The sequence below is a fragment of the Neisseria sp. HMSC70E02 genome, from assembly GCF_001838645.1.
GTDB classification, from domain to species: Bacteria; Pseudomonadota; Gammaproteobacteria; order Burkholderiales; family Neisseriaceae; genus Neisseria; species Neisseria macacae.
Window position 1 is genome coordinate 57,473 of the sequence record NZ_KV838103.1, and the last position, 16,008, is coordinate 73,480.

The window sequence follows — 16,008 nt, forward strand, 5'->3', positions numbered from 1 at the left end:
TTAATCCACTATAAAAAGGTCGTCTGAAAACCATTTCAGATTTTCAGACGACCTTTCTGCATCCTTGTTATGCGGAGTAGCCCGTCAAATCACTTCCAAAACGAAGTAATTGCGCAGCTTGTCGTACACTTTGTCGGTTACGTTGATACAACCGTTGGTCATGATGCGGTCGGAGACGACATCAGAGGCGATGCGTTTCATGCGGTGTTCGGAAGGTTTGAGCGTCCAAACACGGTGCAGGGCGAAGAGGAAGTCTTTTTCCTGCTTGAAGCCGATGACTTCGCCGCCGTAGCCGGGTTTGGAAGTCTTCATCAACTGCATGTCGAATTTGCCTTTTGGCGTGGTTTTACCGATGAGTACGGGGTGGCACTGGCCATCGTCGGCAAAGCACAGCTCGGCTTTGGCGGTGTTGACGATGACTTTTTTGCGTTGCATGTATTCTTTGGCGGCATCGGCTGCTGCAAAGCTGTTCAGCCCTGCCAGCAGCGATACGCCGAGGATGATTCTTTTCAACATGGTTTCCTATTATCTGCGGATGCGGTGGGGTGTTTCGGGCGCAACCTCGCGGATGATGATTTGAGGTTCGGGCGCGGGTTGTGGGGCAACTTCTTGTACGGGCGGGCAGACGGCATCTTCCGGGAAGACGGCTTTCCAATGGAAGCTGCGGGCGTATTTGTGTTTGTCGAACAAGACTTTGTATTGGCAGGTGGTAATGCCTTCTACGTTGGAGCCGATATCGGGATTGGCGGGAACGCCGGGGGTGCGGAAGTGGAAGAGATAGTTCCATTCGCGCACGCCGAACATACCTTCATCGTAGTGCGGACGACCGAGGATTTTGTAGATGTCATCTTTGCTCAGACCCGGTTTCATCTGTTCGAGTTCATCGGCTGTAGGGAATGTGCCTTGGTTTTTGTTGAAGGTTACGGAGTAGGGTTTCGGAAAGACGGGGTTGTCCGTCGTTCCGTCGGCTTTAACGTGGCTTTTGCCGGCGCAGGCGGACAATACGGCTGCGGCAGCGAGGTAAAGGGCGGTTTTGGCGATGCGGGACGTTTTCATGGTTAATCCTTTTTTGTTGCGGCAATTTCAATCAGGCCGCCGTTGCATGGTCAAGATTCGATGTTATCCGTGCGCCGCCGTTTTCATTCTGATGACATTTATTGTCACTTTGTAACAATTTCATACGGACATAAATGAGAGCAATGGTATATCGTCTTCAGGCAAGCGTGTGTTTGGCACGGGTAAAATCGCGTTACTGGTTGTTTCTTTTGATGTTTAATCAAATTTTGGGTGAAACGTAAATTTCTTGGTTGAATTTCATGCAAGTTTTATGCCAATTTTTTGAAGAGGTCGTCTGAAAACCATATTTCGCCGTGTAATTCGGTTTTCAGACGACCTTTTTGAATGGGAGCGGACACTAAAAATTTAAACAAGGCTTATCCCAATAACCGTCGCGCGGTTTTCCTCGATTTGAAACCTGACTTCATAATCCGCAATATTCATGACGTAAATCCGTTCGGGAATATTCTGATAGGCGGGGCGCGGGTCTTGGGCTATGCTTTGGCTGATCAGGTTTTGGGTGCTGGCAGATAAATTTTCTGCGCCGATGTTTTCCAGCCATACGACTTCAAGCTCTTCGGGTTTGCCGCTGACGAAGCCGGATGAGGCATTGGGTTTGGATTCGACAAAGGGGATGTAGGGTTTGATGTCGACAATTGGTGTGCCGTCCAGCAGGTCTGCGCCGCTACAATAGAGGCGGACGGGTTTGCCGGTTTCGATGCGTTCGAGTTTTAAGAGCGACAGTCCGAGGTGATTGGGACGGTGGGGGCTGCGCGTGGCGAATACGCCCATTTTTTGTTTGCCGCCGAGCCGTGGCGGGCGCACCATTTGTGCCCAGCCTTCATCCAGTACGCCGTGAAAGATAAAACTTATCCACACATAATCGAAGTGTTCCAATCCGCGTACGCTGTCTGCGGTAAATTCGGGATTCAGCTCGATACAGACTTCTGCGGCGGGAACCAATCCGGGCTGACGGGCGACGCCGAATTTCTGTTTGTAGGGCGAGCGGGCGGTGGCGATGGGGACGATGGTGTAAGTCATGAGGATTGTGGACAAGTTTTTTGGAAAAACGTTATCTTATCACAGCCGGTTTTACCGCTTTCGGACAGTAATTTGTTATAATACAGGGCATTTTAATCGCTTTGAAATGATGAGATGATTGTTTCTATTGATGTTGATGCACAAAAAACTTTTACGCCTTTGTGTCCTAAAGAGCTGCCTGTAAACGAGGGGCATTTGATTGTCGAAGAGTTGAATGCCCAAGCCGCTTTGGCGGATTTGCGCGTGATGACGAAAGATGCGCATCATGCGGCAGCAAAATGGCTTGTGGATAACCCTGTTGATATGTTAAAGCCGACAGGTTTGCCCGATGCGGATTTGACTTGGGTGGCTCATGCGATGGTCGGTACGCGCGGCTACGAATTGTTGGACGGACTGCCTTCTGCCAAGGAATACGATTATTGCGTTTGGAAAGGCGTTGATCCTGAATTGCATCCTTACGGCGCGTGTTTTCATGATATTGAGGAAAAACTGAGCACAGGGCTGATTGAATGGCTGCGTTGTCAAAATACGGATACGGTCATTGTCGGTGGGTTGGCTACGGATTATTGTGTGAAAACAACGGTTTTGCAGTTGCTAAAAGGCGGCAATTGGCAGGTTATCGTCAATGAAGCGGCTTGTCGGGGCATTGCGCCGGATACCATCGAAACGGCATGGCAGGAAATGCATTCTGCCGGTGCAATGATTTTAAAAAACGCTGAAGAAATTAAAAAATATATTAATAATCAATAAGTTAAAATTGTTTCACGTGAAACCCCTTCCTAAATATGAAAATTTTGCTTGTCCGCTTGTCCAGTATGGGCGATTTAATTCACACTTTGCCCGCAATCGAAGATTTGGCGCGACAATGCCCTGATGTGGAACTGCATTGGTTGTGTGAAGCCGGATTTTCGGATATTGCGCGCCTGCATCCGTTCGTAAAAAAAATCCATGTGATGAAATGGCGGCAATGGCGCAAACACCTCTTTCAGGCTGAAACTTGGCGAGAAATAGGTCGTCTGAAACAGGTCTTGCGGCAGGAAGCATTTGATTTTGTGTTGGACAGTCAAGGTCTGATTAAAAGTGCGTGTTTCGCCAAAATGGCAAAATCCCCTATTTATGGTTTAGATAAAAACAGCGCGCGCGAGGGGTTGGCTGCGTTGGCGTATGCGAAAACATACGCTGTACCAAAAGGGAAAAATGCCGTTTGGCGCAACCGCGAGCTGTTCGCCCAAGTATTTAGATATGCAATGCCGGAAACGCAGGTATTCGGCTTGACCGTTCCCGAAGCAGGTCGTCTGAAAAATTTAGAGCAGCCGTATTATGCGGCTTTGCACGCGACCAGCCGGGACAGTAAGTTATGGCCTGTGGAAAACTGGCGGGCCTTGCTGCAAAAGCTGAATGAAGAACAACAATGCAATGTTTACCTGCCGTGGGGAAATGAAACTGAAAAAACGCGTGCCGAACAAATTGCAGACGGACTGCCATTTGCCATTGTGTGCGACAAAATGAATTTATTGCAGGCGGCGTATCTGCTGAAACACGCGGTCGGAATTATCGGTGTGGATACCGGTTTGCTGCATTTGGCAAATGCTTTGGAAAAACCTGTGGTCGGTATTTATACCGATACCGATCCGATTAAAACGGGCGTTCAAGTTTCGGCTGTTGCAAAAAATTTGGGCAATATCGGGCAGATTCCGACTGCGGATTTGGTTTATCAAACGTTGATGGATTGTGTGGCTGCTGATGAAGGCTCAAAGGTCGTCTGAAACTGATATAGCGGCATGGCATTTTCCAGTTTGTTGAGTGTAGGAATGTATATCCTTCAGCCTGAGTAAATGCTTTAAAAATGGTATAATCGGCAATCATTATCTGAAAGATTTCTGAATGAATTCGTTTTTAAGGAAAACGGATTTGATTTTATAGAGAAGAAGGTTTGGTTTCGCTGGATGGTGAAAGCAGCGTTCTTTTTAGGAGAATTCAATGAAAGCACTGGTCGCAGTAAAGCGCGTAGTGGACTACAACGTCAAAGTTCGTGTAAAAGCCGATGGTTCGGATGTGGATATCGGCAATGTCAAAATGTCGATGAACCCGTTTGACGAAATCGCTGTGGAAGAAGCCGTCCGTTTGAAAGAAGCCGGAAAAGTAAGCGAAATCGTAGCGGTTTCTTTGGGCGAAAAGAAATGCGAAGAAACGTTGCGTACAGCTTTGGCGATGGGTGCCGACCGTGCAATTCATGTTGAAACCGATACTAAATTGGAGCCGCTGGCCGTTGCCAAGCTGCTGAAAGCCGTTGCGGACAAAGAAAATCCACAAATTTTCTTTTTGGGCAAACAAGCGATTGATGATGATGCCAACCAAGTGGCGCAAATGCTGGCTGCTTTGCTGAATGCGGCGCAAGGTACGTTCGCGTCCAAAGTACAAATTGAAGGTGACGAAGTGCAGATTGTGCGCGAAATTGATGGCGGCGAAGAAACCCTAGCATTGAAACTGCCTGCTGTTATCAGCGCGGATTTGCGTTTGAACGAGCCGCGCTTTGTCAAACTTCCCAATATTATGGCAGCAAAGAAAAAACCTTTGGAAAAACTGGCTCCTGCTGATTTGGTTGCGGATATTTCACCTCGTTTGAAAACGGTGAAATTTGCCGAGCCTAAAGCACGTCAGGCAGGCGTAAAAGTAGCAAGCGTTGCCGAATTGGTTGAAAAATTGAAAAACGAAGCCAAAGTGATTTGAGGAGACTGAAATGAGCATATTGATTATTGCTGAACACGACAACAAACAGTTGAATCCTGCCACTTTGCATGCCGTTACCGCTGCTGCCAAACTGGGCAAAGTCGATTTATTGGTTGCCGGAAACGGCGCATCTGCCGTAGTGGAATCCGCGAAACAAGTAGCGGGTGTGGAAAAAGTTTTGGTTGCGGATGCTGCCCATTATGCCGAAGGTTTGGCTGAAGAACTGGCTCCGCTGGTTGTCAAATTGGCAGCGGATTACCGCTATGTTGCAGCAACGGCAACCACATTCGGTAAAAACCTTCTGCCCCGCGTGGCAGCCTTATTAGACGTACCGCAAATTTCTGATTTGGCTGAGATTGTGGATAACACGACTTTTGTGCGCCCCATTTATGCGGGTAATGCATTTAAAACCGTGCAAGCCGATTCAGAAAAATTGGTGCTTACCTTCCGTGCAACAGCTTTTGACGCAGCTTCGGCGCAAGGTGGTCATGCTGAGGCGGTTAATGTTGAAGCGACCCCTGCTCAAAACCTGAGCCGTTTTGTGAATCGTCAGCTTTCCCATTCCGATCGTCCTGAGCTGACTCAGGCAAAAGTCATTGTCTCCGGTGGCCGTGCGTTGGGTAGTGCGGAAAAATTCAATGAAGTGCTGACACCGTTGGCGGATGTTTTAGGTGCGGCAATCGGTGCATCCCGTGCGGCAGTTGATGCCGAATATGCGCCGAATGACGTGCAAGTCGGACAAACCGGTAAAGTGGTTGCGCCGCAACTCTATTTTGCAATCGGTATTTCAGGTGCGATTCAACACGTTGCCGGTATGCAAGACAGCAAAGTCATTGTCGCAATCAACAAAGATGCCGATGCGCCGATTTTCAATGTGGCCGATTACGGATTGGTTGGCGATTTATTTGAAATCGTCCCGCAATTAACAGAAGTATTGAAAAATTGATGTTTCACGTGAAACGTTCAGACGACCTTGTTGTTAATGAGGTCGTCTGAAAACATTTCAGCATGATTACGACTTATAAAACCATTACTTCCCCGACGCAGGCTGAGTTTAAAGATAAAGGCAGCCGTTTTATTGCATTTGTCTATCCGATTCGGACGTTGGCTGATGTGAAAAAATATCTCGATCCGTTAAAGGAAGAACATCATAAAGCGCGGCATTGGTGCTATGCCTATCGTCTGGGTGTGGATGGTACGCAATTCCGTGCCAACGATGATGGAGAACCGTCAGGAAGCGCGGGTCGGCCGATTTTAGGGCAGATTGATTCGGTGGGCGTAACCGATGTTTTGGTTGTGGTCGTCCGCTATTTCGGCGGTACTTTATTAGGTGTTCCCGGTCTGATACATGCGTATAAAGAGGCAACGGCTCAAGCATTGGCAGTTGCGGAAGTAGTTGAAAAGAATATTGAAAAAACCGTTTGGCTGAAATGTGAATATCCGTTTTTGAATGAAGCGATACGCATTGCCAAACAATATCAGGCGGATATATTGGAGCAGGATTTACAGTTGGATTGCCGATTGACGGTAAGTTTGTCGTTGGCAAATTATGAGGCCTGTGTTGCGGCTTGGAAGAATACACGGCAAATTGAAGTAAATACAGAAAAGCCTTTTGAATGAAAAGGTCGTCTGAAATGCTTTGTGATGGTATTTCAGACGACCTCTTCTCTCATAAATCTTCTTGTGTGTATCTGTCTAAGGCATCGATGCTGGAGCGCAAATATAGCCATGCCAATTGATGGAATTCGCCCAGCGCGTTCCATAACGCATCTTCACTCATAATGCTGTATTCGCCTTCCGTACTCAAATCCAGTTCTGCCCCGTCCTCAATGGCTTGATGGCACGCCTGATACTCATGGGTATAAAAATTGTCCATATCGCGAATCAAAGCGACGGCATGTTTCCAACGCCGGATGTCTTCTTCCAATTGCGGTAGTAGATGACACCATTCGCGGTATTTGCTTTGGATTTCATCAATACGTTTTTGCATGGTTGTTTGTCCTTTTTTTAATTTTGTGGATAAGTTGAATAGGTTGCAGAGTGGAATGAAGTGGTCTTTGTTTGATTCCACCAAAATTTCTTCAAACGGGACAAAAGTCCCCTTGTGTCGAGTTTTCGTTAAAAGTACATATTTGTCAAGGAGATGGCATGAAACTGCTGGTTATCGGTAATGGCGGTCGCGAACACGCATTGGCTTGGAAATTGGCGCAGTCGCCCAAAGTGGAAACAGTATTTGTTGCGCCCGGTAATGCCGGTACGGCGATTGAACCCAAGTTGCAAAACATCGCCTTGACTGCGCATCAGGATTTGATTGAATTCTGCCGTAAAGAAAATATTGCTTTTACCGTCGTCGGCCCTGAAGCGCCTTTGGCGGCGGGTATTGTGGATGATTTCCGTGCCGCAGGGCTGAAAATATTTGGTCCGACACAATATGCGGCGCAGTTGGAAAGTTCTAAAGATTTCGCCAAAGCATTTATGGCGAAATACAACATTCCGACCGCGCAATATCAAACCTTTGAAAATGCCGATGCTGCACATGATTACGTCAATCAGAAAGGTGCGCCCATCGTCATCAAAGCCGATGGTTTGGCGGCAGGTAAAGGCGTGATTGTGGCGATGACTTTGGATGAAGCGCATGCTGCGATTGACGATATGCTGCTGGGCAACAAAATGGGTAATGCGGGCGCGCGTGTTGTAATTGAAGATTTCCTGCAAGGTGAAGAAGCGAGCTTTATCGTCATGGTCGATGGCAATCATGTATTGCCTATGGCGACCAGCCAAGACCACAAGCGTCTTTTAGACGGCGACAAAGGCCCGAATACGGGCGGTATGGGCGCGTACAGTCCCGCGCCTGTGGTAACGCCTGCCGTGTACGAGCGCGCGATGAACGAGATTATTTTGCCGACCGTAGCGGGTATGAAAGCGCAAGGGCATGAGTTCACCGGCTTCCTGTACGCAGGTTTGATGATTGATCAAAGCGGCGCACCCTATACGATTGAGTTTAATTGCCGTTTTGGCGATCCCGAAACCCAGCCGATTATGAGTCGTCTGAACAGCGACTTGTCGGATTTGGTTGAAGCGGCAATAGACGGCAAACTCGATGGCGTAACCGCGGAATGGAACCCGCAAACTGCCGTAGGCGTAGTGCTGGCGGCGCAAAATTACCCCGAAACGCCTAAAAAAGGCGATGTTATTTCCGGTCTGGATGCTGCCAATCAAATCGGCAAAGTTTTCCATGCAGGCACAACGGCAAACGAGAAAGGTGACGTATTGACCAACGGTGGCCGCGTATTGTGTGTCGTAGGATTGGGCGACGATGTGGCGCAAGCCAAAGCCAAGGCGTATAGCGCATTGGAAAAAATCAGCTTCGACGGCATGCAATACCGTAAAGACATTGCCGATAAAGCAATCAACCGTTAATCAAAGAAACAGGTCGTCTGAAAACATGATTGCGTTTCAGACGACCTTCCCTATCATGCTATTCCCCAGAATCCTTTCAGCTTCGACGCTTCGCAAGCTGCAATCCCATCTTAAAAAAGGCGGCTTGGTCGCCTATCCTACCGAGTCCTGCTACGGCATAGGCTGTATCCCGACCTTGCCCAAAGCGCTCAACCGACTGATTCATCTGAAAAAAAGACCGCAACATAAAGGTATGATTGTCATTGGCAACCAATTGGAGCAATTACAGCCCCTACTTAAAAGGTCGTCTGAAAACATTCAAACCATGCTCAGAAACGAATGGCCTGCGCCCAAAACTTTTCTGCTTCCTGCGGCTGCTGACGTTTTGCCCGCATTGCGCGGAAAAAGACGCAGCAAACTGGCGGTCAGGGTTCCTGCCCATGCAGGTGCGCGCCGCTTGTGTCAGGCTTTGAAAACGCCTTTGGTCTCAACTTCGTGCAATCGCGCAGGCAAACGCGCGTGTAAGACGGAGCGGGAAGTGAGAAGGCAGTTTGGAAGGGATGTATGGGTAGTTGGCGGTTTAATCGGCAAACAAAGGTCGCCGAGTCAGATTATTGATGGGGAAACAGGCGTTCGTTTGCGTTAGAAATCGGATGGATAGGATGAGTGGAATTATGCTTTGAACTGATAAACCGTTCATTTGAGAAAATGTGGATAATCCTGAATATAACTTTCTCAAAAAAACCAAAAAGGTCGTCTGAATCCCCATATTCATGGTTTTCAGACGACCTTTTGATTTGATTATCTTGTGGATAAGTATGTAGATAAGTTGAGTATTAGAGCTTGCTGCCGCATACGGCTTCGAATTGTTTTTCGGTAATCGTACCGTTCATCACGCTCATCGGGCGGATATTTGTCGCGGTGTAGCTGTGTTTGGAAATTTCTTTGCCGTGTTCGTCGAGGAGCTGTAAAGCGGTCAGGCGGTAGGTTTTGTTGGTGCAATGGATTTCCCAGTCGCCAATGGCAGTTTTGTAGGCAGGCGTGTTGACGAAACGTTCTTCTTTCATCTTTGATACGGTTTTTCTATCGCGGAAAGTAACCAAAGTACCGTTTTTCTTGATGCTGTTTTTATCAATCGCCACTTTGATATTGCCGTCGGAAATCGTGCCGATGTTGTCCCAGTTGCCGCTGACGCCGCCACTTGTGGTCGTAGTCGTTTGACAGGCACTCAGGAGCAGGGCTGCCGATAAAGTCGAAATAAGGGAAAAGTGTTTGATGTTCATAAGTTTCGGTTGCTTAGGATAGATTATTAGACTGCCGTATTATGCGCGAAGACGGCGGGGCAGTAAATCGGCTTTGCAAAGTCTTAAAACCGCCAAAAAATGAAAAGGTCGTCTGAAAACAGGTTTTCTAGTCGATCGACTGGAAACCAGTATGCCGCCGCTTTGCCTGAGATTAAAGAGAACGGTAACGCATTGAGTGAATCAGTTTCCCATATCCCTATTGTCGGTAGTTCCGCCATCTTGTCTCAATCAAAAATCAATCTGCGATACCCAACCAAGCATAATCCGTTTTCAGACGACCTCATGTGGATAACTCAAATATCCCCCATGCAGGCAGTGTCTAAAACCGCTAAAATAACGCTTTTCCCTCCCTACGGAACCATCATGCCCCAGCCTTCCGCCCAACAGATTTTGCACGAAGTATTCGGCTATCCCGAATTTCGCGGCAAGCAGGAGGCTGTCGTCAATACATTGGCAGGCGGCGGAAGCCTGCTGGTATTGATGCCGACGGGCGGGGGCAAGTCGTTGTGTTACCAAATTCCCGCACTGATGCGTGAAGGCGTCGCCATCGTCGTTTCGCCGCTGATCGCCCTGATGAATGACCAAGTGGCGAGCCTGCACGCCGCAGGCATAGAAGCAGCAGCGGTCAACAGCAGTACAACGGTGGAAGAAGCCCGCGAGGTGGCGGACAAACTCGCCCAAGGTCGTCTGAAACTGCTCTACGTCGCACCGGAGCGGCTCGTTACCGACCGTTTCCTGCGTTTTCTCGATCAGCAAACCATCAGCCTTTTCGCCATAGACGAAGCGCATTGCGTCAGCCAATGGGGGCACGATTTCCGCCCCGAATACCAGCAATTAGGGCTGCTTGCCGAACGCTATCCACAAGTGCCGCGCATTGCTCTGACTGCGACTGCCGATGCAGCGACCCGCGCCGACATCAAACATTTCCTCCATCTCGAAGACGCACCCGAATTCATCTCCAGCTTTGACCGCCCGAATATCTATTATCAGGTTATCGAAAAAAACAACGGCAAAAAGCAGCTTCTTGACTTCATCCGCAAAGAAATGGAAGGGCAAAGCGGCATCGTCTATTGCCTAAGCCGCAAAAAAGTCGAAGACATCGCCCAATTCCTCTGCGAAAACGGATTGGATGCGATTCCCTACCATGCCGGCTTGAGCATGGAAGTGCGCGAGGCAAACCAACGCCGTTTTACCCGCGAAGATAACATCATCGTTGTCGCCACCGTTGCCTTCGGTATGGGCATAGACAAACCGGACGTGCGCTTCGTCGCCCATCTCGATATGCCTCAAAGCGTCGAACATTTCTACCAAGAATCCGGTCGCGCCGGGCGGGACGGGCTGCCTGCCGTGAGTTGGCTGTGTTACGGGCTGAACGACTGGGTATTGCTGCGCGAACGTATCGCCGAAGGCAACAGCGACGAAGTGCAGAAACAAATCGAAATGCAGAAGCTCGATGCCATGCTGTCCGTCTGCGAAACCGCCGCCTGCCGCCGCGTCTTGCTGCTCAAACATTTCGGTGAAGAATCCGCCCCTTGCGGCCATTGCGACAACTGCCTGCATCCGCCCGTACGCTTCGACGGCACCGTCCTCGTACAAAAGCTTCTCAGTTGCGTGTATCGCGCCGGACAACGCTTTGCCGCCGGCTATATCACCAACCTGCTGCGCGGTAAAAGCGACGACTGGATACGGCGCAACGGCCACGACAAACTCTCCACCTTCGGCATCGGCAGCGGGCAAACCGACAAAGAATGGCGCAGCGTTATCCGCCAATGCATCAGCCTCGGCTACCTCACCGTCAACATCGCCCAATATCAGGCATTGCAACTGACCGAAGCCGCAAAAAAAGTCCTTAAAGGCGAAACCGAAGTCATGTTGCGCCCGCTGCGCCGCGAAAAAGCCGCCACTCAAAAGCCCAAAGACAACTGGCTGCGTACCGAACGCGAAGAACGCCTATGGCAGGCATTGCGGCATTGGCGGCAGCAGCGCGCCCATGCCGAAGAAGTCCCCGCCTATGTCGTCTGCGGCGACAAAACCCTGCGCGACATCGTCGAAAAAATGCCGCAAACGCTGGAAGATTTGCATCAAATCTACGGTTTGGGTGAGGCGAAAATCAACAAATTCGGCATCGATATTCTCAATGTCTGCAAGAACGCAGCCGAAAACCAAAGCGGGCAAACGGGCAACGAAGAACCCCTATTCACCCCCCAAACCGAGCGCGACCAGCAATTACAGAAAAAGCTGGAAACCTGGCGTGCCGAGCAGGCAGCCGCCGAACAATGTGCCTTGGGCAAAGTCCTTTCCAACATCAGCCTGACCGACCTTGTCGTCTTCACGCCTGCCGAAAAAGCCGACCTGCTCGGTATCTACGGCATAGGCAGCGAAAGAATTGCCCAATACGGGCAGGCAATACTCGACATCTGCCGCCCCTACGCAGACGGGCTTTCCGAGCCGAAACAGGCGGAACGCCTGCTTGCCCGCCGCCTGTTCCAATGGTGTCTCGATACCGCCCGATATGAAGGCGGAGAGATGCACGCCGTCGCCAAAAAACAGACTTTACGCGCCATCGCCAAAGCCCGGCCGCAAACCTTGACGGCGCTTTCCAAAATAGAGGGCGTGAGCGGGGAATGGTTGGAGCAATACGGCGAAGAAATCATAGAAATCTGCACGGCGGATTGACCGTTAAAAAGACACAGAAAAAGGTCGTCTGAAAACCCTGTATAAAGGTTTTCAGACGACCTTCTGAATATTAATATCATTATAAAACAATAACAAACAAAATTTTTTCAATTCGCTTGTAAGCATTTTCAGACTACCGCGTCTAATCGGGCATGAAATGATTTTATGAAACGGTTATCATGAAAATGAATACGACAGCCTCGTGGCAATCAGCTTTAGGTTTATTGGTTTTGCGCCTTTTTGCCGCTTACGAATTTTGGGAATCAGGCATGCAGAAATGGAACGGCGAAAACTGGTTTGCCGAAATCAACGACCAATTCCCCTTTCCGTTTTATCTGCTGCCCGACAGCGTAAATTGGAACTTAGCGATGTGGGCGGAGCTGGTTTTTCCGGTTTTGCTGCTTTTAGGATTGGCAACCCGCCTGTCCGCCTTAGGGTTGATCATTGTAACGGCAGTGGCGTGGGCGGCAGTCCATGTGGGTGCGGGTTATAATGTCTGCGACAACGGCTATAAAATGGCTTTGATTTATATCGTGGTTTTAATCCCGATTCTGCTTCAAGGCGCGGGCTGTTTATCGCTGGATGCGCTGTTGAAAAAACGTTTTTGCCCGAAATGCCGCGTCGGAAATCAATGAAAAAGGTCGGGGAGCGGACTTTAAACGCGCCAACTCAAATTCTTAATCTGTTTAACTTGATACTTTAAAAAGGAAATCAATATGAAAAAAAGTGTAGCCGCTGCCCTTGCAGGTGCTTTGTCTTTGTCTTTGGCTGCCGGCGTTGTAGCCGCTGACAAACCGGTAAGCAGCAAAGCAGGCGTTCAAAAATCTGCCCAAGGCTCTTGCGGTGCGGCTAAGGCTGCTGAAGGTTCATGCGGTGCTGCTGCTCCTAAAGCAGGCGAAGGCAAATGTGGCGAGGGTAAATGCGGTTCAACCGTGAAAAAAGCCCCCACTAAAAACGCCAAAGCAGCAAAAGCCAAAGCTAAAGCAGTTGAAGGCAAATGCGGCGAAGGCAAATGTGGTTCTAAATAATTTAGAACAAAAAGCCGCATTTTATTGATAAATGCGGCTTTTTATCTGATTTTGACAGCAATTTCGTACCAAAACCGTCGGAACACCATCCAAAACGGAGCAACATCATGATTCAACACGCAGGCTTAGGCTACCGCCGCGACTTGGCGGAAGACTTCCTCTTGCTTTCAGACGACAGCCCGATACGCTTTATCGAAGCCGCCCCCGAAAACTGGCTGAAAATGGGCGGCAGGGCGCGCAAACAGTTTGACCGCGTGGCGGAACGGCTGCCATTGGCGTTGCACGGATTATCCATGTCGCTGGGTGGACAAGCCCCGCTGGATACCGCCTTGATAGACGGAATCAAAGAAATGATGCGCCGCTACGATTGCACGTTTTTCTCCGACCATTTGAGCTACTGCCACGACGGCGGTCATCTCTACGACCTGTTGCCGCTGCCCTTCACCGAAGAAATGGTGCGGCATACCGCGCGGCGTATCCGCGAAGTGCAAGACCGGTTGGGCTGCCGCATCGCCGTGGAAAATACCTCCTACTACCTGCATTCCCCGCTTGCCGAAATGAACGAAGTTGAGTTCCTCAACGCCGTTGCACGCGAAGCCGACTGTGGCATTCATCTCGATGTGAACAATATCTACGTCAACGCCGTCAACCACGGCCTGTTGTCGCCCGAAGCCTTTTTGGAAAACGTTGACGCAGAGCGCGTGTGTTACATCCACATCGCCGGACACGACGTCGAAACGCCCGAGCTGTTGATTGATACCCACGGCGCCGCAGTTTTGCCGACCGTTTGGGATTTGCTCGCACTCGCCTACACCAAGTTGCCGACCATCCCGCCCACCCTGTTGGAACGCGATTTCAATTTCCCGCCTTTTGCCGAACTCGAAGCCGAAGTCGCCAAAATCGCCGAATATCAAACGCGTGCCGGAAAGGAATACCGCCGTGCAGCCTGAAACCTCCGCCCAATACCAACACCGTTTCGCCCAAGCCATACGCGAGGGCGAAGCCGCCGACGGCTTGCCGCAAGAGCGCCTGAACGTTTATATCCGCCTGATACGCAACAATATCCACAGCTTCATTGACCGCTGTTACACCGAAACGCCGCAATATCTCGACAGCGGAGAATGGGGTCGTCTGAAAGAAGGCTTCATCCGAGACGCGCGCGCCCAAACCCCCTATTTCCAAGAAATCGCCGGCGAATTCCTCCAATACTGCCAGAGCCTGCCGCTTTCAGACGACCTCTTGGCACTGATGGACTTCGAACACACCCAACTGCTCGCCGAAGTCGCCCAAACCAACAGCCAAGCCTCGTCCGCCGATTCAGACGATTTGGCGTACACCCTTTCTCCCACCGCCTTTGTGCGCCGCTACCATTACGACGTTACCGACGAATTGCAGGCGGTGGAAACCGCCGTTTTGGTGTGGCGAGACAGCGAAGACGACGTGATGTACCAAACCCTCGACGATTTCGACGCATTATTGCTGGAAACGCTAGCAGACACGCCGACCTCCCTGAACGGACTGCAAGCCATGCTGGCAGAGTTCATGTCGTCTGAAAACGGCTGGCAGGACGCATTAAGGCAAAAATGGATGGATTGGCTGGAACAAGGTATTTTGGTTGCCGCATCAGCCGAGGTCGTCTGAAATGATCGAATTGACGTAGTGGGCAGGAAATTCTTATAAAGGCACTATCGCATCCCCCTTCCCGAAGGAAAGGGCAAAGATGGGGAGGAAATCGAAATATCGCCGGCTTTTGCCGTTTTCAGACGACCTTTTTTATATTGGGGGTAAAGACCCGCTAAAAGGCTTGGCAGGTCGTCTGAAAACGCGTAACCGGTTACTGAGAAACAAAAAAGCTACGTCAATCATTTATGTATTTGATGACACACATGCTCAGTATCAGCGTAAAATCAGAAGTTCACAGCCATAATTCATTCAATGCTGATACATTATGTCCCTACCCGAATTGACCGACGCCGAGCTTGCCGAATCCCGCAAGCTGCTCCTGCGTTTCGCCCGCATCCAGTTGCCCGACCGCCCCGATTTGGCGGAAGACCTTGTGCAGGAAACCATGCTTTCCGCTTACCGCGCTGCCGAAGGTTTCAAAGGAGATGCACAAGTGGGCAGCTGGTTGTTTGCCATTCTGAAAAACAAAATTACCGACTGCCTGCGCCAGATTAAACGGCAGCGCGAAGTATTCGCCACGCCTGCGGAAGAAATGTTGGACGAAATCTTTGAAGAACGGTTTGCATCAGACGGGCATTGGACGGCGGACGGACATCCGCAAACTTGGGCCTCGCCCGAAAAAACGTTGGACAACAAAGAGTTTCGTGAAATCTTGCAAACCTGCCTCTACCAAATGCCTGAAAACACCGCCCGCGTGTTTACCATGAAGGAAATCCTCGGCTTCTCGTCCGACGAAATCCGCGAGCAATGCGGCATCAGTATGTCCAACTACCACACCATCATGCACCGCGCCCGCGAAACCCTGCGTCAATGCCTGCAAATCAAATGGTTCGGCAATGCAGAACATGCCGGTTAAGCCCGTTAGGAAAACACGATGAACAAATGCCGCAAAACCGCCTACCTGCTCTCCAAAAAACAGGACGAAACCCGCCTGACCGTTCCCGAACGCGTTTTTCTGGGCAGCCACCTGTTGATATGCCCTCATTGCCGCGAATATAAAAAACAACTCGACTTTATTCATAAAGCCATGAAAAAGATGTTTTGAGGCTGGCGGATAAGGTATAGTGGATTAAATTTAAATCAGGACAAGG

At 49.9% G+C, this 16,008-nt stretch carries 19 protein-coding genes; 14 read left to right on the forward strand and 5 right to left on the reverse strand.

What is annotated here, in order from left to right; translation table 11 throughout:
- Positions 1 to 84: 84 nt before the first annotated feature.
- The 3 genes from HMPREF3277_RS08715 to tsaA all read right to left on the reverse strand — a co-directional run bounded on the left by HMPREF3277_RS08715 (position 85) and on the right by tsaA (position 2,097).
- Positions 85 to 516, reverse strand: coding sequence for a hypothetical protein (locus HMPREF3277_RS08715; RefSeq protein ID WP_003766469.1), 432 nt, complete (start codon positions 514 to 516; stop codon positions 85 to 87).
- 9 nt (positions 517 to 525) lie between these two features.
- Positions 526 to 1,056 (reverse strand): outer membrane protein assembly factor BamE, encoded by a 531-nt coding sequence (gene bamE, locus HMPREF3277_RS08720; protein ID WP_003755818.1) that lies wholly within the window; start codon positions 1,054 to 1,056, stop codon positions 526 to 528.
- Positions 1,057 to 1,422: 366 nt separating this feature from the next.
- Entirely contained in the window at positions 1,423 to 2,097 is a 675-nt protein-coding gene (tsaA, locus tag HMPREF3277_RS08725) for a tRNA (N6-threonylcarbamoyladenosine(37)-N6)-methyltransferase TrmO (RefSeq protein WP_003755823.1), read from the reverse strand.
- A 114-nt stretch (positions 2,098 to 2,211) separates the two neighbouring features.
- On the opposite strand from tsaA, the gene HMPREF3277_RS08730 reads away from it, so the two are divergent.
- The 5 genes from HMPREF3277_RS08730 to HMPREF3277_RS08750 all read left to right on the forward strand — a co-directional run bounded on the left by HMPREF3277_RS08730 (position 2,212) and on the right by HMPREF3277_RS08750 (position 6,447).
- Positions 2,212 to 2,847, forward strand: a complete 636-nt coding sequence (locus HMPREF3277_RS08730; RefSeq protein WP_070870838.1) for a nicotinamidase — start codon at positions 2,212 to 2,214, stop codon at positions 2,845 to 2,847.
- A gap of 35 nt (positions 2,848 to 2,882) precedes the next feature.
- Positions 2,883 to 3,863 carry a lipopolysaccharide heptosyltransferase I gene (waaC, locus tag HMPREF3277_RS08735; RefSeq protein ID WP_070870840.1) on the forward strand — a complete coding sequence of 327 codons (981 nt, stop codon included), beginning with the start codon at positions 2,883 to 2,885 and terminating at the stop codon, positions 3,861 to 3,863.
- A 214-nt stretch (positions 3,864 to 4,077) separates the two neighbouring features.
- A complete protein-coding gene (locus HMPREF3277_RS08740; RefSeq protein ID WP_003779623.1) occupies positions 4,078 to 4,827 on the forward strand; it encodes an electron transfer flavoprotein subunit beta/FixA family protein in 750 nt (249 codons plus the stop codon).
- 10 nt (positions 4,828 to 4,837) lie between these two features.
- Positions 4,838 to 5,773: an electron transfer flavoprotein subunit alpha/FixB family protein gene (locus tag HMPREF3277_RS08745; RefSeq protein WP_070870842.1), complete on the forward strand. Its 936-nt coding sequence runs from the start codon at positions 4,838 to 4,840 to the stop codon at positions 5,771 to 5,773.
- A gap of 62 nt (positions 5,774 to 5,835) precedes the next feature.
- Entirely contained in the window at positions 5,836 to 6,447 is a 612-nt protein-coding gene (locus HMPREF3277_RS08750; protein WP_070870843.1) for an IMPACT family protein, read from the forward strand.
- Between the two features lie 49 nt (positions 6,448 to 6,496).
- Here the strand turns inward: HMPREF3277_RS08750 and HMPREF3277_RS08755 are convergent, their stop codons facing one another.
- The gene (locus HMPREF3277_RS08755; protein ID WP_070870844.1) at positions 6,497 to 6,817 is read right to left on the reverse strand and encodes a DUF4298 domain-containing protein; all 321 of its coding nucleotides are present in this window, start codon (positions 6,815 to 6,817) and stop codon (positions 6,497 to 6,499) included.
- A gap of 158 nt (positions 6,818 to 6,975) precedes the next feature.
- Between HMPREF3277_RS08755 and purD the strand changes: the two genes are divergently transcribed.
- Together purD and HMPREF3277_RS08765 are read left to right on the forward strand one after the other, a co-directional pair.
- Complete coding sequence (purD, locus tag HMPREF3277_RS08760) at positions 6,976 to 8,247, forward strand: phosphoribosylamine--glycine ligase (protein ID WP_070870846.1); 1,272 nt, start codon at positions 6,976 to 6,978, stop codon at positions 8,245 to 8,247.
- A gap of 55 nt (positions 8,248 to 8,302) precedes the next feature.
- Positions 8,303 to 8,872, forward strand: coding sequence for an L-threonylcarbamoyladenylate synthase (locus tag HMPREF3277_RS08765; RefSeq protein WP_045072698.1), 570 nt, complete (start codon positions 8,303 to 8,305; stop codon positions 8,870 to 8,872).
- A 190-nt stretch (positions 8,873 to 9,062) separates the two neighbouring features.
- Here HMPREF3277_RS08765 and HMPREF3277_RS08770 read toward each other — a convergent pair whose 3' ends face one another.
- Entirely contained in the window at positions 9,063 to 9,509 is a 447-nt protein-coding gene (locus tag HMPREF3277_RS08770) for a surface-adhesin E family protein (RefSeq protein ID WP_003755842.1), read from the reverse strand.
- 384 nt (positions 9,510 to 9,893) lie between these two features.
- Between HMPREF3277_RS08770 and recQ the strand changes: the two genes are divergently transcribed.
- The 7 genes from recQ to HMPREF3277_RS14615 all read left to right on the forward strand — a co-directional run bounded on the left by recQ (position 9,894) and on the right by HMPREF3277_RS14615 (position 15,962).
- Positions 9,894 to 12,206 (forward strand): DNA helicase RecQ, encoded by a 2,313-nt coding sequence (recQ, locus tag HMPREF3277_RS08775; RefSeq protein WP_070870848.1) that lies wholly within the window; start codon positions 9,894 to 9,896, stop codon positions 12,204 to 12,206.
- 179 nt (positions 12,207 to 12,385) lie between these two features.
- A complete protein-coding gene (locus HMPREF3277_RS08780) occupies positions 12,386 to 12,841 on the forward strand; it encodes an HvfX family Cu-binding RiPP maturation protein (RefSeq protein WP_070870850.1) in 456 nt (151 codons plus the stop codon).
- Positions 12,842 to 12,922: 81 nt separating this feature from the next.
- Complete coding sequence (locus HMPREF3277_RS08785; RefSeq protein ID WP_070870852.1) at positions 12,923 to 13,234, forward strand: HvfA family oxazolone/thioamide-modified RiPP metallophore; 312 nt, start codon at positions 12,923 to 12,925, stop codon at positions 13,232 to 13,234.
- Between the two features lie 107 nt (positions 13,235 to 13,341).
- Positions 13,342 to 14,184: an HvfB family MNIO-type RiPP peptide maturase gene (locus tag HMPREF3277_RS08790; protein ID WP_070870854.1), complete on the forward strand. Its 843-nt coding sequence runs from the start codon at positions 13,342 to 13,344 to the stop codon at positions 14,182 to 14,184.
- Positions 14,174 to 14,875 carry an HvfC family RiPP maturation protein gene (locus HMPREF3277_RS08795; protein ID WP_070870856.1) on the forward strand — a complete coding sequence of 234 codons (702 nt, stop codon included), beginning with the start codon at positions 14,174 to 14,176 and terminating at the stop codon, positions 14,873 to 14,875. The genes HMPREF3277_RS08790 and HMPREF3277_RS08795 overlap by 11 nt, the downstream gene beginning before the upstream one ends.
- 307 nt (positions 14,876 to 15,182) lie before the next feature.
- Positions 15,183 to 15,773 (forward strand): sigma-70 family RNA polymerase sigma factor, encoded by a 591-nt coding sequence (locus tag HMPREF3277_RS08800; RefSeq protein ID WP_049222884.1) that lies wholly within the window; start codon positions 15,183 to 15,185, stop codon positions 15,771 to 15,773.
- Between the two features lie 18 nt (positions 15,774 to 15,791).
- Positions 15,792 to 15,962: an anti-sigma factor family protein gene (locus tag HMPREF3277_RS14615; RefSeq protein WP_141765202.1), complete on the forward strand. Its 171-nt coding sequence runs from the start codon at positions 15,792 to 15,794 to the stop codon at positions 15,960 to 15,962.
- Positions 15,963 to 16,008: the final 46 nt, after the last annotated feature.